Origin of the sequence: Nocardia sp. CA-120079, assembly GCF_050955745.1 — a bacterium.
In the GTDB taxonomy this organism is placed as follows: domain Bacteria; phylum Actinomycetota; class Actinomycetes; order Mycobacteriales; family Mycobacteriaceae; genus Nocardia.
In genome coordinates, this window is sequence record NZ_CP192088.1 from 2953023 (window position 1) to 2975602 (window position 22580).

Annotated in this window: 23 protein-coding genes; 9 read left to right on the top strand and 14 right to left on the bottom strand. The window is 66.9% G+C overall.

What is annotated here, in order from left to right; all coding sequences use genetic code 11:
* Positions 1–5: 5 nt before the first annotated feature.
* Positions 6–842: a mycofactocin-coupled SDR family oxidoreductase gene (locus ACQPYR_RS13340; protein WP_433631808.1), complete on the top strand. Its 837-nt coding sequence runs from the start codon at positions 6–8 to the stop codon at positions 840–842.
* 8 nt (positions 843–850) lie between these two features.
* Positions 851–2431, top strand: a complete 1581-nt coding sequence (locus tag ACQPYR_RS13345; RefSeq protein ID WP_433631810.1) for an MFS transporter — start codon at positions 851–853, stop codon at positions 2429–2431.
* On the opposite strand, the gene ACQPYR_RS13350 is transcribed toward ACQPYR_RS13345, so the two are convergent.
* The 3 genes from ACQPYR_RS13350 to ACQPYR_RS13360 all read right to left on the bottom strand — a co-directional run bounded on the left by ACQPYR_RS13350 (position 2421) and on the right by ACQPYR_RS13360 (position 4748).
* Positions 2421–2804 carry a DUF427 domain-containing protein gene (locus ACQPYR_RS13350; RefSeq protein WP_433631813.1) on the bottom strand — a complete coding sequence of 128 codons (384 nt, stop codon included), beginning with the start codon at positions 2802–2804 and terminating at the stop codon, positions 2421–2423. The genes ACQPYR_RS13345 and ACQPYR_RS13350 overlap by 11 nt on opposite strands.
* 15 nt (positions 2805–2819) lie before the next feature.
* Positions 2820–3713 carry an acyl-CoA thioesterase gene (locus ACQPYR_RS13355; protein WP_433631815.1) on the bottom strand — a complete coding sequence of 298 codons (894 nt, stop codon included), beginning with the start codon at positions 3711–3713 and terminating at the stop codon, positions 2820–2822.
* 363 nt (positions 3714–4076) lie between these two features.
* The gene (locus ACQPYR_RS13360; protein ID WP_433631817.1) at positions 4077–4748 is read right to left on the bottom strand and encodes a hypothetical protein; all 672 of its coding nucleotides are present in this window, start codon (positions 4746–4748) and stop codon (positions 4077–4079) included.
* Between the two features lie 470 nt (positions 4749–5218).
* Between ACQPYR_RS13360 and ACQPYR_RS13365 the strand changes: the two genes are divergently transcribed.
* A complete protein-coding gene (locus ACQPYR_RS13365; protein ID WP_433631820.1) occupies positions 5219–6691 on the top strand; it encodes an amidase in 1473 nt (490 codons plus the stop codon).
* A 43-nt stretch (positions 6692–6734) separates the two neighbouring features.
* On the opposite strand, the gene ACQPYR_RS13370 is transcribed toward ACQPYR_RS13365, so the two are convergent.
* The gene (locus ACQPYR_RS13370) at positions 6735–7313 is read right to left on the bottom strand and encodes a TetR/AcrR family transcriptional regulator (protein ID WP_433631823.1); all 579 of its coding nucleotides are present in this window, start codon (positions 7311–7313) and stop codon (positions 6735–6737) included.
* Between the two features lie 161 nt (positions 7314–7474).
* Here ACQPYR_RS13370 and ACQPYR_RS13375 point away from each other — a divergent pair, with 161 nt between their 5' ends.
* Positions 7475–8746: an aromatic ring-hydroxylating oxygenase subunit alpha gene (locus ACQPYR_RS13375; protein ID WP_433631826.1), complete on the top strand. Its 1272-nt coding sequence runs from the start codon at positions 7475–7477 to the stop codon at positions 8744–8746.
* Here the strand turns inward: ACQPYR_RS13375 and ACQPYR_RS13380 are convergent.
* A complete protein-coding gene (locus ACQPYR_RS13380; RefSeq protein ID WP_433631829.1) occupies positions 8732–9499 on the bottom strand; it encodes a tyrosine-protein phosphatase in 768 nt (255 codons plus the stop codon). The genes ACQPYR_RS13375 and ACQPYR_RS13380 overlap by 15 nt on opposite strands.
* Before the next feature lie 74 nt (positions 9500–9573).
* On the opposite strand from ACQPYR_RS13380, the gene ACQPYR_RS13385 reads away from it, so the two are divergent.
* Positions 9574–10230, top strand: coding sequence for a TetR/AcrR family transcriptional regulator (locus ACQPYR_RS13385; RefSeq protein WP_433631831.1), 657 nt, complete (start codon positions 9574–9576; stop codon positions 10228–10230).
* Here ACQPYR_RS13385 and ACQPYR_RS13390 read toward each other — a convergent pair.
* From ACQPYR_RS13390 to ACQPYR_RS13400, 3 genes are read right to left on the bottom strand one after another with little or no spacing between them, the layout of a single operon-like run.
* On the bottom strand, positions 10172–11017 hold the full coding sequence (locus ACQPYR_RS13390; RefSeq protein WP_433631834.1) for an SDR family NAD(P)-dependent oxidoreductase: 846 nt from the start codon (positions 11015–11017) through the stop codon (positions 10172–10174). The two genes, ACQPYR_RS13385 and ACQPYR_RS13390, sit on opposite strands and share 59 nt — an antisense overlap.
* Positions 11018–12244, bottom strand: a complete 1227-nt coding sequence (locus ACQPYR_RS13395; protein WP_433631836.1) for an acyl-CoA dehydrogenase family protein — start codon at positions 12242–12244, stop codon at positions 11018–11020.
* Positions 12241–13371: an acyl-CoA dehydrogenase family protein gene (locus tag ACQPYR_RS13400; RefSeq protein WP_433631839.1), complete on the bottom strand. Its 1131-nt coding sequence runs from the start codon at positions 13369–13371 to the stop codon at positions 12241–12243. Before ACQPYR_RS13400 ends, ACQPYR_RS13395 begins: the two co-directional genes overlap by 4 nt.
* A gap of 198 nt (positions 13372–13569) precedes the next feature.
* Here ACQPYR_RS13400 and ACQPYR_RS13405 point away from each other — a divergent pair, with 198 nt between their 5' ends.
* The 3 genes from ACQPYR_RS13405 to ACQPYR_RS13415 all read left to right on the top strand — a co-directional run bounded on the left by ACQPYR_RS13405 (position 13570) and on the right by ACQPYR_RS13415 (position 15634).
* Positions 13570–14865, top strand: a complete 1296-nt coding sequence (locus ACQPYR_RS13405) for a cytochrome P450 (protein ID WP_433631842.1) — start codon at positions 13570–13572, stop codon at positions 14863–14865.
* Positions 14862–15050 carry a ferredoxin gene (locus tag ACQPYR_RS13410; RefSeq protein ID WP_433631845.1) on the top strand — a complete coding sequence of 63 codons (189 nt, stop codon included), beginning with the start codon at positions 14862–14864 and terminating at the stop codon, positions 15048–15050. The genes ACQPYR_RS13405 and ACQPYR_RS13410 overlap by 4 nt, the downstream gene beginning before the upstream one ends.
* A gap of 224 nt (positions 15051–15274) precedes the next feature.
* Entirely contained in the window at positions 15275–15634 is a 360-nt protein-coding gene (locus ACQPYR_RS13415; RefSeq protein WP_433635121.1) for a transposase, read from the top strand.
* On the opposite strand, the gene ACQPYR_RS13420 is transcribed toward ACQPYR_RS13415, so the two are convergent.
* Positions 15567–16034 (bottom strand): MarR family winged helix-turn-helix transcriptional regulator, encoded by a 468-nt coding sequence (locus tag ACQPYR_RS13420; RefSeq protein WP_433631848.1) that lies wholly within the window; start codon positions 16032–16034, stop codon positions 15567–15569. The two genes, ACQPYR_RS13415 and ACQPYR_RS13420, sit on opposite strands and share 68 nt — an antisense overlap.
* 117 nt (positions 16035–16151) lie before the next feature.
* Between ACQPYR_RS13420 and ACQPYR_RS13425 the strand changes: the two genes are divergently transcribed.
* Positions 16152–17597 carry an MFS transporter gene (locus ACQPYR_RS13425; RefSeq protein ID WP_433631850.1) on the top strand — a complete coding sequence of 482 codons (1446 nt, stop codon included), beginning with the start codon at positions 16152–16154 and terminating at the stop codon, positions 17595–17597.
* 231 nt (positions 17598–17828) lie between these two features.
* On the opposite strand, the gene ACQPYR_RS13430 is transcribed toward ACQPYR_RS13425, so the two are convergent.
* Genes ACQPYR_RS13430 through ACQPYR_RS13450 form a run of 5 tightly spaced genes read right to left on the bottom strand, consistent with a single transcriptional unit; the run spans position 17829 to position 22573 of the window.
* A complete protein-coding gene (locus tag ACQPYR_RS13430; RefSeq protein WP_433631852.1) occupies positions 17829–18623 on the bottom strand; it encodes an NAD(P)-dependent oxidoreductase in 795 nt (264 codons plus the stop codon).
* Positions 18623–19441, bottom strand: a complete 819-nt coding sequence (locus tag ACQPYR_RS13435; RefSeq protein ID WP_433631855.1) for an NAD(P)-dependent oxidoreductase — start codon at positions 19439–19441, stop codon at positions 18623–18625. The genes ACQPYR_RS13430 and ACQPYR_RS13435 overlap by 1 nt, the downstream gene beginning before the upstream one ends.
* Positions 19441–19944 (bottom strand): DoxX family protein, encoded by a 504-nt coding sequence (locus ACQPYR_RS13440; RefSeq protein WP_433631857.1) that lies wholly within the window; start codon positions 19942–19944, stop codon positions 19441–19443. Before ACQPYR_RS13440 ends, ACQPYR_RS13435 begins: the two co-directional genes overlap by 1 nt.
* Positions 19944–20918: an alpha/beta fold hydrolase gene (locus tag ACQPYR_RS13445; protein ID WP_433631859.1), complete on the bottom strand. Its 975-nt coding sequence runs from the start codon at positions 20916–20918 to the stop codon at positions 19944–19946. Before ACQPYR_RS13445 ends, ACQPYR_RS13440 begins: the two co-directional genes overlap by 1 nt.
* Entirely contained in the window at positions 20915–22573 is a 1659-nt protein-coding gene (locus tag ACQPYR_RS13450) for a thiolase C-terminal domain-containing protein (RefSeq protein WP_433631862.1), read from the bottom strand. The genes ACQPYR_RS13445 and ACQPYR_RS13450 overlap by 4 nt, the downstream gene beginning before the upstream one ends.
* Between the last annotated feature and the right edge of the window lie 7 nt (positions 22574–22580).

Here is a 22580-nt window from a genome sequence, read left to right on the forward strand (position 1 = left end):
TACCGATGACCGGACGAGTAGAGGGCAAGGTCGCCTTCATCACGGGTGCAGCGCGCGGTCAGGGACGCAGCCACGCCGTGAAAATGGCCCAGGAGGGCGCCGACATCATCGCCGTCGATGTCTGTAAGCAGCTCGACGGTGTCACCATTCCGATGTCGACACCGGACGACCTGGCCGAAACGGTCGCGCTGGTCGAGGCGACCGGTCGTCGCATCATCGCCGTCGAGGCCGATGTGCGCGATCTGGAGACCATGCAGGCCGTGGTCGACGACGGTGTCGCACAACTCGGTCGCCTGGACATCGTGGTGGCCAATGCCGGGTTGGCCAGCGATGGCGCCTCGATGGACAAGATGAGCGAACAGACCTGGCGCGACATGATCGATGTCAATATGACCGGCGTCTGGATGACCACCCGGGTCTCGGTGCCGCACATCATCGCGGGCGGTCGCGGCGGGTCGATCGTGCTCACCAGCTCGATCGGCGGCCTGCGCGCCGTCCCGAATATCGGCCACTACGCCACCGCCAAGCACGGTGTCATCGGCATCATGCGCTCACTGGCAATGGAGGTGGGGGACAAGAACATTCGCGTCAACTCGATCTGCCCCACGAATGTGGCGACGCCGATGCTGCTCAACGAGCCCACCTACCGCATGTTCCGACCGGATCTGGAGAATCCGACCGTCGACGACTTCATCCCCGTCGCGCAGATGTTCCACGTGCTGCCGATCGCCTGGGTGGAGCCGGAAGATATCAGCAACGCCGTGCTGTTCCTGGCGTCCGACGAGGCCCGCTATATCACCGGGGTGGCATTACCGGTCGACGGCGGCATGATGCTCAAGTAAGGCAGGACATGGACTCCACCGCGACACGGTTGTCCGTCATGCAGCGGTGGGCGCTGATGCTGTCGTGTGCCGCGGTGGCGCTGGTCGTCGCTTCGATGGCCGCGCTCTACACCGCGTTGCCCGAGATCGCCGCGGCCACCGGCGCCACCCAGCAGCAGCTGACCTGGATCGTGGACGGCTACACCCTCGCACTGGCCTGTCTGGTGCTGCCCGGCGGCGCATTGGGGGACCGGTATGGACGCCGCAGGATGCTGCTTATCGGTCTCGGGGTGTTCGCGCTGTTTTCCGCTGTACCAATGCTGTTCGACGGTCCGATATGGCTGATCGCGGCTCGTTCGGCGGCCGGGGTCGGCGCCGCGCTGGTGATGCCGTCGACGCTGTCGCTGCTCACCGCCGGATTGCCGGAAGGCCGGCGCGGCGTCGCCGTCGGTATGTGGGCCGGTTCCGTGGGTATGGGTGCGGTGGGCGGGATTCTCGTCTCCGGCCTGCTGTTGCAGTTCTGGACCTGGGTTTCGATCATGGCGGCGATGAGCGCATGCAGCGCGCTGCTTGCCGCCACCGGCTGCGTCATCCCCGAATCGATCGCATCGGCGCGGCCCGGTTTCGACCCGTGGGGCACGGTGACCTCGGCAATCGGCGTCGGCATGATCGTGGCGGCGGCCACCGAGACGCCGCGGCTCGGCTGGTCGCATCCGTTGGTGATCGGTGCCGCCGTCGGTGGCATCGTGTCGCTCGCGGCATTCGCGCTGATCGAATTGCGGGTGGCGCATCCGCTGCTCGACGTCCGGTTGTTCGCCGATCGTCGATTCGGCACCGGGACCGCCTCCGTCGCGATCCAGTTCCTGGTCTCGTTCGGTATGTTCATGCTTGTCGTGCAGTTCCTGCAGCTGATTCTCGGCTACCGTCCGCTGATCTCGGCCTTGGCCATGGCGCCGATGATGATTCCCTTCGTGACCATCTCGCCCATCTCGCCGTGGCTCGCCGAGCGATTCGGATTGCGGCTGCAAACCCTGTGCGGCCTCTCGCTATTGGGCGTCGGGCTCCTGGCGGTCGCCCGATTGTCGGTCGATGGCAGCTATTTCGATGTCGTCTGGCCGCTGCTGATCGTCAGTCTCGGCATCAGCCTGTCGGCGGCGCCGGCAACGGCCGCGATCATGGCGGGTGTGTCTGCCGACCAGCACGGCATCGCGGCGGCCGTGAACGACGTATCGCGCGAGGTCGGCGCCGCGATCGGAATAGCCTTGGCCGGAAGCATTCTCGCCGCGGGCTACAGCCAGCGGATCGAGACGATCCTGCCGATGCTCCCGCAACAGCTACGCGGTCCGGTCTCCGGTTCACTGGTCGGCGCACTCGCCGTGGCCGAGCACTTGGGCCCGCAAGCCCAACCGCTCGCCGACGCGGCCAAGGCCGCATTCGTGCACGGTGTCCGCCGAGCAGCGGCCATCCTCGGCACCGTGACCCTGGCCGCCGCCCTCGCCATCGGCCTATGGGCCCCTGGTCGGCTTCGTCGCCGGACTCCTCCCGTTGCGGCACCGAGCGCTGCTCAGGGAACCGAGCCCGACCAGCCGGACGACCGGCCTACCGACTGACCGTGGGAATCGCCACGCCGACCTCGACGCGGACCCGATCCTGATAGAAACCGATATGGCCACTCAATATCGCGACCTCGCGATAGGGCTGGTCGTATTCCCAAGCGATCGGATCCGGACGATCAGCCGCACGCCAGTACCGCGCGGTACCCTTGAACGGACAGCGCGAGGTCAGCTCGTCGGGGACTAGCAGGTCGAACCGCACATCCGGCGCGGGCAGGTAGAACACGATGCCGTGATCCTGTTCCGCGACAAGCAGACTCGCGGTCGACTCGCCGAATATCCGGTCGCCGTCGGTGACACGGACCAGATTGCGGATGCGCCGGATATCGACACGATAATCCGGCCGGCCGAGATAGCCCGATGGTTCCAAGCGGTCTCCTGTAGGTCAGAGCAGAGTGTCGGAGTTCTTGGCGCGAGGTTCGAGGCCACGCACCATCGCGTGCACGCTGTAGGAGGCGACCATGGCCCCGTCGTCGGTATACACTCGGCCTTCGCTCTGCGCGTGACCGCGCCCAGCGTAGGTGACGCGGGTGGCGTACAGCAGCCACTGGGTCACGTCGACGTCGTCGTGGAAGGTGATGGTGGCCATCGTGATTCCGGTCGAGATCGACCGATGTGCCATCGCCTCACCGACACCCGCGTGCGGGCGCAGCGCTGCCGCCACTGTCCAGTGGGTGCAGGAGTGGGTCAGCAGCGCGGCGTGCAGGTAGTCCTGCTCCGGTGGTTCGCGAAACCGCGTCCAGACGAACAACTCCGGCGGACCGACCAAATTCGGATTCGGGTCGTAGGCGTCGTCGACCACCCGCATGTCGCGGCCGTCCACCTCCGTGCCCGGAATCGCGAGTGGGCGCAGCCGATCCGGCGGATCGACCCGCGGCATCGGGGCCGTCGAGCGAACCAGGTCGGGCGCACCTGAATCGAGCAGAACGATCCCGGCGCAGCGCGGTGAATCGTGCTGGCGAATGGTGACCTGAGCGGTGGTGAAGGTGCGCCCCGATCGCACCACATCGACCTCGATATCCAGCGGAGCCGTATGTGCGGCCGCGCGCGAGAAGATCATCGATGCCGAGGTAACGCGTTGGTGCGGTACATGTGTGGCCGCTGCCACCACCGCGTCGCCGAGCATTTGTCCGGCTTCGACCACATCCCGGGCCGTCGGACCGTGGGCGGGGGCCAGATATCGGCCGTCGCCGCACGGCTGGACATCCATCAGGCGCTGTAGTTCCGCCTGGGTCCATGCAGGTGCGGCGATGCCCGCCTGCGTATCGCTGCTCAGCATATGGCTCCCACTGGTGGCCGCTCGGAAGATATGGGAGAAGCTCTATGTGAGAGCTACTGAAGCTCCACTTCCTGACTGTGAGAATATCATTCTCTTAGGGCGACATTCGAGACACTCCTCTCGATGTCGCGGCGCGATGCGCTGATGGCGATGGCGGGGCAAATGAAGCGCTGACGCCGAACACGGACGGGTCCGCCGAGATGCCCGAACATGCTTGCCGCCGTGCAGGTTTGAAAGATCGCGTGACCAAGCGTGCGGGTTCGGCGAATACTCGCCTTCCCTGACTGGCTGCGTACCGTGCATTTAGCCCGCGGTGGTGTTGTTGTCACCTTCGTCGCTTCAGGCTAGCGGTTTCGTCACCGGCTAGTGCGGTTCTCCGATGGGGTGGTCGGGCACTACGAACGCGCTGGTGAAACAGAACCAATACCAGTCGCCGCTGAGGTGATGGGATGCGCCTGTCGCGGGCCGGTGGCCAGGAAGATTGGCGAAGCCACTTCCCATCGAGCAATGGGCCGCCATCGGGCCAGTCCTGAAGTAGATGCCGTCGTTGCGGCGTTCCACGCCGCGATCGCCGAGGGGTTCCCCACCGCGAATGCGATAAAGGCCGAGGCGGTCACCTTCGAACGTCCGTGGATCGATCCCGGCACTCACCTGCTGTGCCGCATCGTCGAAGGCGTGCGCCGAGAAGTGCCAGCGCACAGCCATTGGCAGGTCTGCGCTCCATAGAATGGCCGTGAGCGCGACTATCAGTGCGGGAGCAGCGAGGGGGCTGAGCTCAGGTACCCGAAGCCGCCGGGATCGGACTGCCAGGATCGGGTAGACGATGACCACGCACAACACCACAACCACCACGAATGTCCCCCCGAGGATCAGCAACGGCGACAACGACATCAGCTCGGCGCTCGCCGGCTTGCTCGCCGAAACGAGTATCCCGAGGCAGGCCACGACGGTGCAGACAAGCAGAAGATGCCTGCGAAGCCGTGACCCCAATCGTCGGTTCCCCGCGCGGCCGTTCTCTGTTTGCGCCGTGCTCATGCCGGGAGCCTAGACTCCAGCCGTAGATCGTGACCAGGCCGGTGACCTGATCACGATCGGGTTCGGGTGGCGGAGCCGGTGCCGGGCAGCATCGTGCGATTCTGTCGAATTTGTATGTAATACAACTGAATTCGTGGTGGCGGCCGCGCACAGCCAGCGGGTGATCGGTCGCAGGACAGTTTCGAGGACATGATGGGGGGCGTTTCAGATCCAGGCCGAGTCTGTGGATGCCGTCGGATGTTCTGCTTTCGTCGATCAGCTGGTGATGTCATGGGCAAGACAGCCGGAGCTGGCTCATTCGATCGGACCGCGAGAGCGAAATGAGCGGCGGTCGTCTCCGCTGTCGAGCGCCTATTTCCCTCCGCGCGGCGGCACGACCAGCGCTGAGCGGACTGCGGAAAGTCAAGCGTCAGTACACGATTCGTGCAGGACCGGGTTCAGTGGATGCGGCGGCCGGTAGGGTCGGTCTGATGGAGTGGAGTTTGCGGTCGGCCGAAGAACTCGCAGCTGCGTTGCGCGCCGGTGAGGTGACCTCGGTGGAACTGACCGACGAGGCGATCGCCCGGATCGAGCGCGACGACAAGGCGATCAACGCGATCTGCGTGCCGGACTTCGACCGTGCGCGGGCCGCCGCGCGCGGTGCCGACGAGGCGCGTGCCCGCGGCGAGGACCGGCCGCTGCTCGGTATTCCGGTGACGGTCAAAGAGTCCTACAACATGGCCGGGCTGCCCACGACCTGGGGCATACCGCAGCAGCGGAACTACGTGCCTGCCGAGGACGCGGTACAGGTGTCGCGACTGAAGGCCGCGGGCGCGGTGCTGCTCGGTAAGACCAATGTGCCGTTGATGCTGGGAGATCTGCAGAGCTTCAACGAGATCTACGGCACCACCAACAACCCGTGGGATCTCGGCCGCACGCCGGGCGGATCCTCCGGCGGATCAGCTGCGGCCCTCGCGTGTGGGTTCGGCGCGCTGTCGATCGGCTCCGATATCGGTGGTTCGCTGCGCACGCCGGCGCATTTTTGTGGCGTCTACGCGCATAAGACGTCATACGGGCTGGTGGCGAGCCGCGGTCATGTCCCACCGCCCGCGCCGGCACTGCCGTCCGAGCGCGACCTCGCCGTCGTCGGGCCGATGGCGCGCACCGCCCGCGACCTCACACTGCTGCTGGACGTGATGGCCGGCCCGGACCCGCTGACGCTCGGCGTCGCATACGACCTGGCTCTTCCGGCCGCGCGCCATGAGCGGCTCTCCGAATTCCGTGTCCTGGTCATCGACGATCATCCGCTCATTGCCACCAGCTCCGCTGTGCGGGCGGCGGTGCACCGAGTCGCCGACGCGCTCGTCGGCGGCGGTGCCCGAGTCGAACGGCAAACTACGTTGCTGCCCGATCTGACCGAGGCCGCGACGCTCTACACGCAGTTGCTGCTGGCGAACCTGGCCGCAATGTATCCCGTGGAGCGGTACGAGCAGATTCGGAACCACGCCGCCGGACTGAACGCGGACGACCAGAGTCTCCACGCGGCGCGGTTGCGCGGCGCGGTGTTCAGCCACCGCGACTGGATCGAGGCCAACATCAGTCGTGAGCGCCACCGCCAAGGCTGGCGGCAACTCTTCGCCGAGTTCGATGCCGTGGTCTGTCCGGTCACGCCGACTCCCGCGTTCCCGCACGATCACAACCCCAATCTGGGAGAGCGGCGGATCGACATCGACGGAGTGGCCTACCCGGGTGCCGACCAGCTCGTCTGGGCCGGTCTGGCCACCATGCCCGGTCTCCCGTCCACCGCGATACCGGCGGGCCGGTCCCCCGAGGGCCTGCCGGTGGGCGTTCAGCTCATCGGCCCGATGTTCGAGGACCGCACCCCGCTGCGGCTGGCCGAACTGCTCGAGCAGGAGATCGGCGGTTTCGAGGCGCCGACGTCGGTGGCGGAACAGGTTCGATAGCCGACGAGCGGAGTCCGCCGGTGGCCCGAAATATGGTGCTGCGTTATGTGACTCGCGGTCTGCGCAGTCCGAGTATGCGGCGGCCGATGTCGAGTAGCTGACGGTTCAGCGTCTCCTGATCGACATCGCTCGGCGCGCCGGACGCGGCACCGGCTAGACCCGTCAGCACCGCGGTGGCTGCGATGACACCATCGGGTCCCGGGGTGAGCTCGGCCAGTAGTGCCACAGGTCGATCGATCACCTTGCGCCAGTCCGGTTGCTGACGCACCACCCGAATGACGCTGGGATCGGTGGTCACGACGGCGGCGATCGATCGGCTCGCGGCGGCGAGTTCGGCGTAACCGATCAGCATCGACTCCGCGCGGGCGCGCGGGGTGCGCTGCTGTTCGGCGGTCTCGATCACCGACCGGAGTTGTTGCAGCAGTGGTTGCAGCACCGCGAGGAGTAGTTGTTCCCGGGTGCGGAAGTGGTAGTAGATCGCGGCCTTGGTGAAACCGAGCTCATCGGCGATCATCTGCAGCGAGGTCCCGGCGAAGCTGTGCCGGATGAAAAGTGTTACCGCGACGTCGATCAGGCGCTGCCGACTGTCGGCTTCACGCGCGAAAACATCTGCCCTAGTCATGGCGTCCCTTCCGCTGAACTCATCGTGATGGCTAAGACTGTACTTGACGATCGGCAAGGCGTTTACTTTACGAACGGCTAGCAATCTGCTTTACGAACGGCTAGCATTTCCTGGTGTCGGCGGCCCGTTGGCCGTGGTATTCGATTTGACGGGAGCTGCAGATGCCGCATTTCGCGAAGCCCGCGGAGGGGTCGTGGACGGAGCACTATCCAGAGCTGGGCACCGGCCTGGTGTCGTTCGAGGATTCGATCTCGCCCGAGCACTACGAGCTCGAGCGCAAAGCGATCTTCGCGCGTACCTGGCTGAATGTCGGTCGGGTGGAACAGCTTCCACGCAAGGGCAGCTACTTCACCAAAGAGCTCGCGGTGGTGAACACGTCGCTGATCATCGTCAAGGACAACGACCGGCAAATCCGCGCGTTCCACAATGTCTGCCGCCATCGCGGCAACAAGCTGGTCTGGGACGACTATCCGGGTCGGGAGACGGCCGGTACCTGCCGACAGTTCACCTGTAAGTACCACGCCTGGCGCTACAGCCTCGAAGGCGAGGCCACCTTCGTGCAGCAGGAGCAGGAGTTCTTCGACTTCGACAGGGACCGGTTCGGGCTGAAGCCGGTGCGCTGCGAAGTGTGGGAGGGCTTCGTCTTCGTCAATCTCGATGACGATGCCGCGCCGCTGACCGACTATCTCGGCAAGTTCGCCGAGGGTCTGGCGGGCTACCCGTTCGGGGAGATGACCGAGGTGTACAAGTACCGGGCCGAGGTCGGCAGCAATTGGAAGCTCTACATCGACGCCTTCGCCGAGTTCTACCACGCGCCCATCCTGCACGCGAAGCAGTACGTGTCCGGTGAGTCGTCGAAGCTGTCGAACTTCGGCTTCGAGGCGCTGCACTACGAGCTGGACGGGCCGCACGGCATGGTGTCCTCATGGGGCGGCATGGCCCCGCCGAAGGACCTGAATATGGTCAAGCCGATCGAAAGGGTATTGCGCAGCGGCAATTTCGGCGCCTGGGATCGCCCGGACATCCCCGCCCTGGACAATCTGCCACCCGGCCTCAACCCCGCCCGGCACCGGGCGTGGGGCCTGGACTCCTACGTCTTCTTCCCGAATTTCATGATCGTCGTGTGGGCGCCGGGCTGGTACCTGACGTATCACTACTGGCCGACCGCCTACAACAAGCACATCTTCGAGGGCACCTGCTATTTCGCCCCCGCGCGCAATGCCACCGACCGGTTGCGTCAGGAGCTGGCCGCGCTCACCTTCAAGGAATTCGGCCTGCAGGACTGCAACACCCTCGAGGCCACGCAGACCATGCTCGAATCACGGGCGATCACCGAGTTCCCGCTAAATGACCAGGAGATCCTGTTGCGGCATCTGCACAAGCAGGCCACCGACTTCGTTGCCGGGTACCAGGCGCAGTCACGAAACGGCTGACTGGACCAGCCGGTCGCGCAGTGCGATGAGAGTCGAGGGCGATAGCCCGGCCCTGGTACACAGGTAGCCCTCGACACTCCCGTGTTGTTCCCGAAGCGAGGTGAGCAGGGTGGCCATCGCCAGCCGCGGCGCACCGAACACCGCGCGGTAGCGTGCGGGGTCGACATTCTCGGGAAGGCGGGCGAGTAGGCGGGGCAGGCGCCGGTCGGTGAAGTGAATGGCGCTGAGTTCGTAGTCGTCGAGAATCGTCGTCTCGTCGACCCCGAGTGCCGCCAGCAGTAATGCGGCGGCGACGCCGGTGCGGTCCTTGCCCGCGGTGCAATGGATCAGCGCCGGTGTACCGTCCGCATCGGCTAGCTCGGTGAGGATCCGCCCGAATATTCCGGCGTCGAAATCGGCCATCCGGCGATACATTTCGGCGAGGAAGTCGTCGGGAATGTCGGCGGGCCGGGTCCGGATCATCTCGGCATTGGCCCGAGTGTGGGCGGCGGTGCCGCCGATGGTGAGCGATATGCGGCGCACGGTGGCGGGCAGGGCCGAGGGAGAGCGGTCGCGCTCCTCGTCGGTGCGCAGGTCATAGGCGACGAGCAGCCCCAGGCGTTCGATGATGGCGAGGTCGTCGATGCTGAGCCGGTGCGGAGCGTCGGAGCGATAGACCATGCCCCAGCGGGTGTATCCGCCGTCGACGGTCGGATAGCCACCGAGATCGCGGAAGTTCGTCGCCCCCTGCAGGATGAGGACACGCTCGGGCATTTGCGCCGACTCCTAATTCTGAGAATACTCTTCTTGTGAGCGAGAATAGCCCTGCAGGTCCAGCGGTTGACGTGGTGGGCCGCATTGCAGCGCGGGCTCTCGCCAAACGGGAGGCAACCTACGCCGACGAGGTGCGCCGTCTGCTGGATGCCGCGCTGGCCGTGATCCGCGCCAGCGGAACCGCGTCGCGACCGCGTGTCGCCGATATCGTCGCGGCCGCCGGTCTATCCAATGACGCCTTCTACCGGCACTTTCCGTCGAAGGACGCACTCATATCCGCGCTCATCGAGGATGGCGCCGAGCGCCTGGTGCGTTATGCCGCCCACCGAATGAGCACGGCGGAGACACCGCAGGACCAGGTGCGCCGGTGGGTCGAGGCGGTGCTGTCCCAGGCGGCCGAGGCCACGGCGACATTGACCAGGGCGGTGCTGTGGAATGCCGGCGGGTCGGCACCGGATCTCGATGGCGGGTCGCCGACGCCGAGCGATCGGCTCGCCACACTGCTGCACGGCGCTTTCACCGAATTGGGCAGCCAGGACCCGGCATTCGATGCGGGGCTCGTCGCGCACGCGACCGTCGGCAGTCTGACCGATTTCCTCTGGCGCCGGGTCGAGCCGACCGCGGCCGATATCGATCGCACGACCGCGTTCTGTCTGCGCGCGATCACCCCGATCAACTCTGGAGATAGCGCAGCGGAGCGTAATTGGCCCAACCGGTATCCGGCCAGTTGAACCAGCCCGCCGATGCCGAGGTGCCGCCGTCGGGGTGCAGGGTGGTACCGGTGAGGTAGGCCGAAAGAGCCGAGGCGAGGAAGACCACGCAGTTCGAGACATCGGTGACCTGACCTGGGCGGCCGAGGGGTATGGCGACCCGGGCACCGGCCGGATCGGACATGGCGCCGTCACCGTGCGAGAACCTGGCGAGGTTGGGGGTCGGCACGAAGTCCGGGGCCACATTGTTGACCCGGATCCGGTCCGGTGCGAGTTCGACGGCGAGGGTGCGGCCGAACTGTTCGACGGCCGCCTTCGCGGCGGCGTAGACGGCGAAACCCGGTGCGGCACGGTGCGCTTCGATGGTGGTGATATTGACGATGCTGCCGCCGCGTCCACCGCCCCGCATCCGTGGCGCCGCCAGAGCGCAGGCGTGGAATACGTGCAGCAGATTGGTGCGCAATAGCGCGTCCCAGCCCTCCGGTGTGGTCTCGGTGAACGGCGCACGGAAGGTGCCGCCGACGACATTGACGAGGGTGTCGAGTCGACCCCAGCGCTCGTCGACGGCGGCGAACAGTGCCGCCAGCGTATCGGGATCGCGGGCGTCACCAGCCTGTACCAGGGCGTCGCGGTCGGCCATCGTGTGTCGCAGGGCCTCGGCCGCTTCGGCATCGAGGTCGAGGACCGCGGGCCGGACACCATTGGCGACCAGATCGTGCACGATCGCCTGCCCGAGACCGCCTGCGCCGCCGGTGATCACGGCCACGGTGCCGTCGAGGCCGCTGCGCTGTTCGAACCAGCCCGTCACTCAACGACCTCGCTCGACCTTGTTGAACGGCACGTCGCGGTCGGCGGCGTGTTCGCGGGGCATGCCGAGTACGCGTTCGCTGATGACGTTGCGGGCCATTTCGGTGCTGCCGCCCGCGAGGCTCCAGGCGTTGCGGAACAGATAGTCGATGCCGAGTCGGCCGACGCCCGGACCGTCCGGATCGCCGGTCACCGCCGCCGCGCCCGCGATCGTGACCGCGGAATCGGTTTGCAGCAAGGCGTTTTCGGCACTGAACAGGCGCACGATGGATCCGGCCGCGGGCGGCAGTTCGCCGGTCCCGATGGCGTGCGAGACGTGCGCGATGAGCTGGTTGCGGACCACGATCATGGCCCTGGCAGCCCCGATATCCTCACGCACCCGCGGATCGTCGAGTCCGCCGGTCGCGCGCGCCAGGTCGACAAGCGTGGTGGCCTCCGCGCCGAGATGCGGGCGCTGGCCGCTGGTGTAGGGCGAGGTGCCGCCCATGGCGGCCCGTTCGTGATTCAGCAGCCGCGATGCCGCCGCCCAACCGCCGCCCACCTCACCGATCACGGCGTCGGCGGGCAGCCGGACATCGTCGAAGAACTCCTGGCAGAACTCGGTTGATCCGGTGACCTGTTTGATCCGCTGAATGGTCACGCCCGGCGCGGCGACCGGGACGAGGAACAGCGTGAGCCCGTTGTGCTTCGGCACGTCCCAGTCGGTGCGGGCCAGGCAGAGTCCGTAGTCGGCGGCATAGGCGCCCGAACTCCATATCTTGGAGCCGTTGAGGATCCACTCCGCACGGTCGCGGTCGGCGCGGGTGGTCAGCCCGGCCAGATCCGAGCCGCCGCGCGGTTCGGACAGGAACTGGGCCAGGATCTCCTCGCCGCGCAGCACCGCCGTCAGATGCGTGCGCTTCTGCTTCTCGGTGCCCAGCTCGAGCAGGGTGGCCGCGCAGATCGCCAGGGTCGGCACATTCAGTACCAGCGGCATCTCGTAGCCGAGCGACTCCTCGGTGAAGGCATGCTGGTGGGCGGGCGTGAGCCCTTGGCCGCCATAGGCTTTCGGGAAGCAGATACCGGCGAAGCCGCCGTCGGCGAGGATGCGCTGTAGTTCGCGCGCGCGATCCCACACTTCGTCGTGGTCCGCGCCGGTGTAGGTCTGCGTGGTGGGCGGGAGGTTTTCCTTCAGCCAGCGCCGCGCGCGGTCGCGGAAGCTGTGGACGGGTTCGAGATCGGTTGTCATGCGGCGCTTCGGACGAGTAGATCGGTAATGCGGCGGTGATGTTCCTCCGGGGTGCCGTACAGGGCCCGACCGTAGGTGACGCGCCGCAGAAACAGATGCAGGTCGTGTTCCCAGGTGACGCCGATACCGCCGTGGATCTGGACGCAGTCCTGAACGATTACCGGGGACTTCGTGCCGACATAGGACTTGGCGACGCTGACGAATTCGGCCGCCGTGGAAGGGTTTTCGTCGATGGCCGCGGCCGCGGCGCGGGCGGTCGCACGGCAGGCCTCCAGCCAGGTCTTGTTATCGGCCATGCGGTGTTTGAGGGCCTGATAGGAGGCTAGCGGGCGGCCGAAGGTGTAGCGGTCGAACATCCAGGTCACGGTGGCCTCGAAAGCACGCTGGGCGGCGCCGACCGATTCCGCGGCGCTGAGTGCCGCTGCGATATGCAGTTGCGATTGCGTTGCCGCGGTGGCGGTTTCGCCTTGCTGGACCACGGCCTCGGCGCCCACGAAGACATTCGCGAACTCGACCCGGGCGGTACGGCGAACGAGGTCGAGCGTCCAGGTCGGGGTGACCGTCACGCCCGGGGTATCGGCGCGCACCAGGAGTTGGATTGGGCCGTTGGGCCCATGTGCGGTGACCAGGAACAGGTCGGCGCGGTCACCGGCTTCGACGCGGTCCTTGAGTCCGGTGAGCCGGTAGCCCGCGCCGTCGGGTTCGGCGCGGGTGTCCGGCGCGGTGAGATCCAAACCGCGGCCCGGCTCGTAGAGCGCCCACGCGGCGATGGCTTCGCCACTGACGATCTCGGCGATCACATCGGCGAATCGATCACCCGCGGCCGCCAGTCCGGCCAGCACGGCGCTGGTGGGGATCAACGGGCCGGGTGCGCAGGTGCGACCGAACTCCGCGGCCACCAGCGCGAGCTCGGTCATCGGCCGGCCGGAGATCGAGCCGCCTCCGAGACTTTCGGGCACCAGCATCGCTGTCCAGCCCAACTCCGCGCCGCGTCGCCACCACAGGTCATCGAAACCCGATGCGGCATTGGCGAGTTCGCGCACCGTCTCGATCGGGACGGTCCGGTCGAGGAACTCGCGGGTCGTCGTCTGGAACAACCGCTGATCGCCGGTCGGCTCGACACTCATGATTTCCGGTCCTCCGAATCAACCGCTGAGCACCTGCTCACCGGACTGAGACGCGCTGGTCGGAAACCGCGCGCCGCGTCTCCTATTTGACGGTCTCCCATACCGATGTGAGAATCGGATTCAACAGTTAGTGAGAGTAGCATTCTCGCGTGCCGGTCGGTAGGTCCGTGGAGCGCGCGGTGGCGAAGGGAGCCATCAGTGGTGAACGACTTCGAGGAGATTGATTTCTTTCTCGGACGCGAGCTCATAGCGGATCCGTATCCGTACTTCGACGCCATGCGGGCGCAATGCCCGGTGGCGCGCGAGAACCACCACGGCGTGTACCTGGTGACCGGCTACGATGAGGCGCTCGAGGTGCTGAACGACACCGAGCACTTCTCCTCCTGTACCTCGGTGACCGGTCCGTTCCCCGGTTTCCCGGTCCCGCTGGAGGGCGATATCGATGCGCTGATCGCCGAGCACCGCGACAAACTGCCGTTCAGCGACCAGCTGCCGACCCTGGACCCGCCGGTGCACACCCAGCATCGCGGCCTGCTGATGCGGCTGATCACCCCGAAGCGCCTCAAGGAGAACGAGGACGCGATGTGGACACTGGCGGACCGGATGCTCGACAGCTACCTCGCACCCGGCCGCGGCGACTTCATCCGCGACTTCGCCGGACCGTTCACGCTCTACGTCATCGCCGACCTGCTCGGCGTGCCGCCGGCCGACCAGGAGGAATTCCTGCAGGCGTTGCAGCGCGACCCGCACCGGGAAGGCTCCACCCTCGGCAGTACCGAGGGCGAATCCATGCACCACAACCCGATCGAATTCCTCTACGGCAAGTTCGCCGACTACATCGAGGACCGGCGTCGCGAACCGCGCGGCGATGTGCTCGGCAGCATGGCGACCACGATGTTCCCGGACGGTTCCGAACCCACGGTGCTCGATGTCGTCCGGGTGGCCGCGAACCTGTTCTCGGCCGGTCAGGAGACGACCGTTCGGCTGCTCAGCTCCGCGCTGAAACTGCTCGCCGAGCAGCCCGACCTGCAGCGGTGGCTGCGCGAGGACCGTTCGCGCATACCGAATTTCATCGAGGAGGCGCTGCGCATGGAGAGCCCGGTCAAGGGCGACTTCCGTTTGTCGAAGGTGCCGGTCAGCGTCGGCGGGATCGACCTGCCCGCCGGTACCACCCTGATGGTGGTGAACAGTGGCGCCAACCGGGATCCGCGCCACTTCGACGACCCGACGACCTTCGATCCCGAGCGCTCGAATGCCCGCACCCACATCGCCTTCGGCCGTGGCATCCACACCTGTCCGGGTTCGCCGCTGGCCCGGGCCGAGGCCAGGGTGGCCATCGAGCGGCTGCTGGACCGCACGACCGATATCCGCATCGACGAAACCGTGCACGGCGCCGCCGACGCACGCGAGTACGAGTATGTGCCGACCTTCGTCCTGCGCGGCCTGACCGCGCTGCATCTGGAATTCGATATCGCGGAAGGCGGTGCCCGATGAAGGTCTCGGTCGATTCCGACCACTGTCGCGGACACGGAGTGTGCGTGGCGTTGTGCCCGGAGGTGTTCACCCTCAACGACGACGGCTACGCCGAGGTGCAGACTCCCGAGGTTCCGGCCGACCACGCCAGTGCTGTTCTGGTGGCGGTGTCGGCCTGCCCGGAGCATGCCATCACCGCGAGTTGACCGGTTGTCGGTGCCTGTAAGGCCGATCTCGATCAGCGCCATGCGGAAGCGACCTACGGACACTCGGGTGATGATCTGACTCCGCTGGTGCCGTGGTCTGCTTACGCTCTGCGTAAGCAGTCGAGTCGACCCGTAAACTGGCGCGTCGCCTCGAGCGAGGCACCGCGCGTATCCGCTCGGCCACGGTCTCTCACCGGGCAGGGCGGTGGTTCGTGTCGTTCTCGGTGGAGGTCGAGCAAGCCGTCAAGACTGCCCGCCAACCGGAATCGACGATCGGCGCAGATCTGGGGGTGACATCGCTGGCTGTGCTGTCGAACGGGGAGGTGATCGCCAACCCGAAACATCTCGAACGCGCCCAACGTGCGCTGCGCCGGCTTCAACGTCGAGCCGCGCGAGGACGCGGCCCGGACAGGCGAACCGGGCACAAGCCGTCGAACCGGTGGCGCAAGACGCGCGCTCGGATCGCGCGCCTGCATGCGCGGGTGGCGGCGGCGCGGCGCGACGGGCTCGAGTGGCCTACCGGGCGGGTATCGGCTCTGGGCGCGGCCACGTCCGTCCGAACAGCCGCTCGATATCGCTGTTGAATCGCTCCAGGTAGCGGGCGAATTCGGCGCGCTCCTCGGCGGTCCAATCCTGCGTCACCGCTGCCAGTACCTCGATGATGACAGCACGCTCCTGGTCGAGGCGCCGACCGCCGGTATCGGTGACGCGGAACTTGCGCGCGATACCGCCCTCCGGATCGGGAATGCGTTCGACAAGTCCGGTGCGCAGCAGTGTGGCGGTCTGCCGATGCAGCGTCGATACATCCAATCCCAGTGCGTCGCTGAGCTGTCGCAGCGACATCGGGCCCTGGATCCGCAGTCGGCTCAGCAGCAGATACGAGCTGCGCTCGAGCGGGTCATCGGTGCGCCGATGCTGCGGGCTCAGTCGGTAGTGGCCGAGTAGCAAGGTCTCGAACTCGATCAGTTGTATGCGCTTGTCCATGCCTTCCTTCCTCGGAGATGTGCGTCACACACAGTGCGTGTATTGTTCACATGAAATGCATGATACACATGTAGTGTACGATACACGCTGATTGTTGTGAGTCCGAGGGAGATTTAGGTGGACAAGCCTGATTCCGCTGTCCGGCCAGGCGCCATCCTGGCGGTGCTGGCCTATACCGGCATCGTCGCGTCGCTGATGCAGACGCTCGTAGTGCCATTGCTCGGCGAGTTGCCGCAAATTCTGAATTCCTCGGCGGCCAATACATCCTGGGTCGTCACGGTCACTCTGCTCGTGGGTGCGGTCGCCACCCCGGTCGCCGGACGCCTCGGCGATATGTTCGGCAAGCGCCGGATGGTGATCGCCTCGACCGTGCCGCTGATCATCGGCTCGGTGGTCTGCGCCATGGCGAGTTCATTGCTGCCGATGATCGTCGGCCGCGGCCTGCAGGGTCTCGGCTTCGGCACCATCCCGCTGGCCGTCGCGCTGCTGCGCGATGTGCTGCCGCCCGAGCGACTCGGCTCGGCCATCGCGCTGATCAGCTCCTCGCTCGGTATCGGTGGCGCGCTCGGGTTGCCGTTGGCGGCGGCGGTCACCGAGTACAGCAACTGGCGGGTGCTGTTCTGGGCGGCGGCGGCGCTGGTCGCGGTCGCCACCGCTCTGATCACGCTGATCGTCCCGGAGGGTATTGCCGAAGGACCGTCGGGTCGTTTCGACGGACTCGGTGCGGTACTGCTCGGCGCCGGCCTGGTGTCGCTGCTGCTCGCGGTGTCCAAGGGCGCGACGTGGGGTTGGACGAGCGGCAGCATTCTCGGCCTGTTCGTCGCGGCCGTAGTGGTGCTGCTGGTGTGGGGTTGGTGGGAGCTGCGGACCGTCGAGCCGCTGGTCGACCTGCGGGTCACCGCCCGGCCGCAGGTGCTCGTCACCAATCTCGCGACGGTCGCGATCGGCGTCGGCATGTACGCGTTGCAGCTGAGTGTCCCGCAGTTGATGCAGCTGCCGCGTTCGCTCGGGTACGGTCTCGGCCAGTCGATGATGGCGATGGGTCTGTGGATGGCACCCGCCGGCATCATGATGATGCTCATCTCCCCGGTCGGCGCGAAGCTGTCGGCAATGCGCGGTCCGAAGTTCACCCTTGTCGTCGGTGCCGTCGTCATGGCCATCGGCTACGGCGCCGCGCAGGTCCTGATGGGCAGCACCTGGGGCCTGCTGATCGTGAACATCATCTGCAGCTCGGGTGTCGGTTTCGCTTACGGCGCCATGCCCGCGCTGATCATGGGCGCGGTGCCGCAGTCGGAAACCGCTGCCGCCAATGGCTTCAATACCTTGATGCGCTCGATCGGCACCTCGATCTCCGCGGCCGTGGTCGGCGCGGTGCTGGCACAGCTGACCATCACGGTCGGCGGTCACAGCATCCCCACCGAGGACGGTTTCCGCGTCGCGTTCTTGATCGGCTGTGGCGTATCGGTGCTCGCGGCATTGGTCGCGATGGCCATTCCGGTCCGTCGTGCGATTGCCGCCCGTCCGGCCGAGCAGACCGAAGCGGAAGTCCCCGCCCGAGTCTGACGGCTCACCCGCGCAGCGTGGCGCGGTGCGAACGGGCCCCGAATCTGCACTGGCAGCAGGTTCGGGGCGCCGCCGCGTATGTGGTCGCACCGAACGATGCTGTCGTCGGCCATCGCTGCGGAGGTTTGCGCATATCGATCCCATTGGTCGGCTTCGCGATAAACATGGATCCGCGTTGCGAGGGCGTCGTGCGGGTGCTCGACAGGCTCCGGGCTGTGGGGGATGTGGTTGTCAGCGCCGCTGGTCGATGGCAGTGTCGAGCATGCCGAGATCGGTGCCGAGTTCGGCGGCGATCGACCGGACCGCCGCGACATCCTTGCCGACGAATTCGCCGACCGATGCGCTGAATTCGGCCACCGACCCCCGGCCCGCGACACCGGTCAGCGCGCGACTTGCCGCGCTGCCGTGCGGCAGCGCGGCCAACAGGGTGGTCTCGGCAACGCCCAGCTGTTTCCCGAGATCCACTGCCGCGGTGAGTATTCCGAGGTGTGCGGCGAATACGGCATTATTGACCAACTTGACGCGCTGGCCCGCCCCGAGCGGACCGACGTGCAGGATCGGGTCGCCATAGGCGGCCAGCACGGGCCGGACTCGGTCCACGGTTTCAGCCGGGCCGCCGACGAAGAGGGTGAGGCGTCCGGCCGCGATATCGGGCGGGCCGCCGCTGACGGGCGCATCGAGCACCTGGATGCCATGTGCGGCAACGGCTTCGGCGGCAATGGCCGCCGTCGTGTGCGGACTGCCGGTGGTGTGCAGGACGAGAGTCGAACCGGACGGCATGGCGGCCAGCAATGATGTGCCGAGACATACCGCTCGAACCTGTTCATCGGTGAAGACGCACACGATGACCAGATCGGCATTGGTTCCGAGGGCCGCGGGGGCGGATACCGCCTGCGCGCCGATCTCGGTGAGGGCCCGGCGCGCTTCGAGCGACCGGCCGAGCGCGCACACCTCGTGCCCGGCCCGGACCAGCCGCTCCACCATGGGACGCCCCATTCGCCCGGCGCCGAGGAATCCGACGCGCATCAGCGCGGGTGATCGATCATCGCGAGGGTCGCGTCCGCGGCGTCGAGCACGATGCCGGGTTCGGCGCTCGCGGCGGCGGCCAGTTCCGCGATCAGGCCGACATCCTTGCGCAGCAGCGGCCCGGCGTGCGCGGCGATCCGGTCCAGGGTGCCGCCCGCGGAGACGACACGGCCGAGCGCGAAGCTGTCGGCGGTGCCGTGCGAGATCACCTCGCCGAGGCGGGCCGGATCGATACCGATCGACCTACCGAGTGCGAGAGTGCTTGCCGCCGTGGCGAGATTCGCGGTGAACAGCAGGTTGTTGAGGAGCTTGGCGGTCTGTCCAGCGCCGAGCGGGCCCAGATGGACGACGGGCTCGGCGTAGGTCTCGAATACCGGGCGAGCGCGTTCGACGATCTCGGTCGAGCCGCCGACCATCACCAGCAATCGGCCATCGGCGGCCGCGGCACCGCCACCACTGACCGGTGCGTCGACGATCGAAACCCCCTGTGCCACAGCGATGTCGGCGAGATCGCGGCAGGTATCCGGATGCACCGTGCTGTGCACGGCCAGGATCGTGCCCGCGGCCGTGCCGGCCAGTACGCCGTCGGCCCCGGTCACGACCTCGCGGACATCGGCGTCGCCGACCACACAGAGACAGACGAGATCGCTCGCGGCGGCGAGTTCCGCGGGTGATGCGGCGACCTTCGCCGCTGTATCGGCATACGGCTCCAGCGAGGCGGCCCGCCGCGCCCACAGCGTCGTCTCATATCCGGAATCGACGATCCGGCGCGCCATCGGCCCACCTTGGCTGCCGAGTCCGATGAAGCCGACCCGCATCACACTTCGCCTTTCGCTTCGGGCCGCCAGAACACGGCGAGCAGGCCCGCGGTGGCGACGAGGCCGACCCCGAGGGCGATGCCGCCGCCGGCCCAACCCGTTATCGCGATATCGGCGGCGTGATCGATGGACAGCCACCCGGGACCGAGCAGCCCCAGCGCCAGCGAAACGACCGCGAGCACGAGCACGTACTCGTAACCCTCTTTGAATACGAAGAATCCGTTGGTGCGGTGGGCGAGCAGGCCCGCGACCGCCATCACCGAGATGACCGCCGCACACGCCAGCGGAGTGAGCAGCCCGACGATCAACAACACGCCCGCACCGATTTCGGTGACGACGCTCAGCCATGCGTGCAGGACGCCCCCGCGCAGTCCGAGGCCGCTGAACCAGCGCGCGGTGCCCGCGATCTTGCCGCCGCCCACCCAGTGATTGACCCCGTGGGCGATCATGGTGGCCCCCACGACGACTCGCACGAGCGCGATGGCAACGTCGACGACGTCCATCAGTTCACCTCCTGTGTGACACCGTTGAATTGTATTGCCGGGCCGGAGAATTCGCCGAGACTCCGGGCGACGGCGGCTTCTTCGGCGAAGGCCAGCACACCGAGGTGGTAGGCGCCGGCCGTATGTCCCATGCTGAGGTTGTGGCCGCTGTTGGGCTGGATATTGAGCACGACCCTGGGCGCGGCGGTGAACCGGGCGGCAACTTCGGTGAGGGCCGCCGGATCGTTGCGCCACACCCTTTCGTGGTCGCCGACGGTGAACCGAACCGGAATCCGTACCTCGGCGGCAAGGGTGGGGAAGGTGACCGTCGGCCAGTCCTCGACCGAATTCCCTTCGTAGCGTGGGCCATATGACCCGATCCGCGCACCGCCGACCAGCTCGGGCGGGTACAGCCGGGCCGGGTACCACAGCAGTTCGGTGACGCCGCCCGGCACGCCGTCGCGACGCATGCGCCGTTTCCCGTGCGGATCAGGTCCCCACAGGATGTCGTAGGCCTCCTGCTGATGTTCCAGCCCGGTCCCGGCCAATTCGAGGCCGAGCAATTCGCGGCCGCGCTCGTCGGCCGCCATTCGCAGCGCCAATTCACTGCCTGCGGAATGGGCGAGCAAGAAGGTGCCCGCGCCGCGGGGCCGCGACCCGAGATGCTGCTCGGCGGCCGCATAGATCAGATCCACACGGCGCTGTGGGTCGGCGAGTTCGTCGGCATGCGAGTGCGAGCTGCCGTATCCCGGACGGTCCAGGGCCAGCACGGTGTATCCGGCCGCCGCGGCCAGCCGCAGCAGAGATAGTCGCGGGTGGTCCGGGCAGTCGAAATACGCCGAGGTGGTGGCTCCGCCGTGCAGGGCGAGCAGCACAGCCCGTGGTGTCTGCGCCTCGGCCAGCAGCCCCGACATCGGAATGCCGTCGACTTCGGTGACGACCGGAATCGGTTCGTCTCCGGTCAGTAGCGAGAAATCGGATTCGGTAATCGTCATGAATTACTCCGCAGCAGCATCGCCCCACCGGGGGTGAGCCCGCCGCTGGACACCACACCGATGCGGGCATCGGGGACCTGGCGCGCACCGGCTTCACCGCGCAGCTGCAAGATCGCCTCGTGCAGCAGGCCCATGCCGTGGGTGCGGCCGTGCGAGAGCTGGCCACCGTGGGTATTGAGCGGCAGCAAGCCGTCGCGGGCGATGTTCTTACCGCCGTCGAGGAAGTCCTTGGCCTCGCCGATACCGCAGAAACCGAGGGCCTCCAGCCAGGACAGGCAGTTGAAGGTGAAGCCGTCGTACAGCTCGGCGATGTCGACGTCGGTGGGGCGCAATGTGGTTCGGGTCCACAGGTGCGCGGCCGGGCCGAGGACCTGTGGTTCGTGGGTGAGGGTGCTCTGATCCCATTCGATGCGCTCGATGATCTGGGTACCGACCGCCTCCACCAGAACCGGTGGTTTGGCCAGATCACGCGCCGCGTCCACGCTCGAGACGATGACCGCGATCGCACCGTCACAGGGCACATCGCAGTCGTAGAGCCCGAACGGCGTGGTGATCGTGCGCGCCTCGAGATAGTCCTGCATGGTCATCGGATCTCGATAGATCGCGGTCGGCTCCAGCTCGGCATTCGCGCGCTGATTCAGTGCGATCCAGCCGAGGGTTTCGCGAGTGGTGCCATAGCGCTGGAAATGTCGTTGCGCGTTCTGCGCCAGCGTATGTGCCGCCGACGTGGCGCCGAATGGGGCCATCCAGCTGGGTGTGCGCGCAGCGGACGGCTTGATCTTGCCCGCGCGCATCAGATCGTTGAAGGTGGCTTCCCACAGGGTGCGGAAACACAGCACGTGCCGGGCCAGCCCGCCCGCGACCGCCAACATGGCCGAGATGACCGACCCGCCGGGGCCGAAGGTTTCGATCCCACCGTTGTGCCAGGTCGGCCGGATGCCGAGGGCGGACTCCAGCGCAAGCGCGCCGCCCTCGCTGAATCCGCCCATATTGCCGCCGCCCGGATAGGTCGACAGGCCGTCGATATCGTCGATCGTCAGACCGGCGTCGGCGATCGCGCGTTCGCAGGCCTGGATGGTCAGCCGCAGCGGCGGAACCTGCAGCCGCCGCCCGATCGGTGACATACCGATGCCGGTGAGCGCGACCCGGTCCTCGAATTTCTCCGACCGCACCATGGGCCGCACGTGCTGCCAGAACTCTTGTGGCGCAATATCGTCCACGGGCAGCGGGGCCGGTGCCAGCTGTGTTTCGACGGGCCGGAACAGCGGCAGCCACACGTCGTCGTCCTGTTGGAAGACCACCTCGAGGCGCATGCCGAGAACCAGGGCATCCGGATCGCAGTCGATCACATTGGTGGTCAGCCGAATTCGCGGATCCTCCTCGAGCGCGACCTGCGCCACGACATAGGGCGCGGGCAGTCCCGGCACACCGAAACGATGGTTGACGGTGAAGCCGGCGAGTGTGGCGAAGCCCGAGACGGCACGCACTCCCATCTCGTGTCCACGGCAGTACCGGCACACCGGCTGCGGTGGATGGATCAGTGCCGCACAGGATTCACATTCCTGTATGCGCAGCGTGCCATCGCTCCCCGAGGTCCAGAAGAACTCGTTCTCGAGGGTGAGCAATGGCAGTGGACGTCCCGATGCTTCGCCCATATCGCCT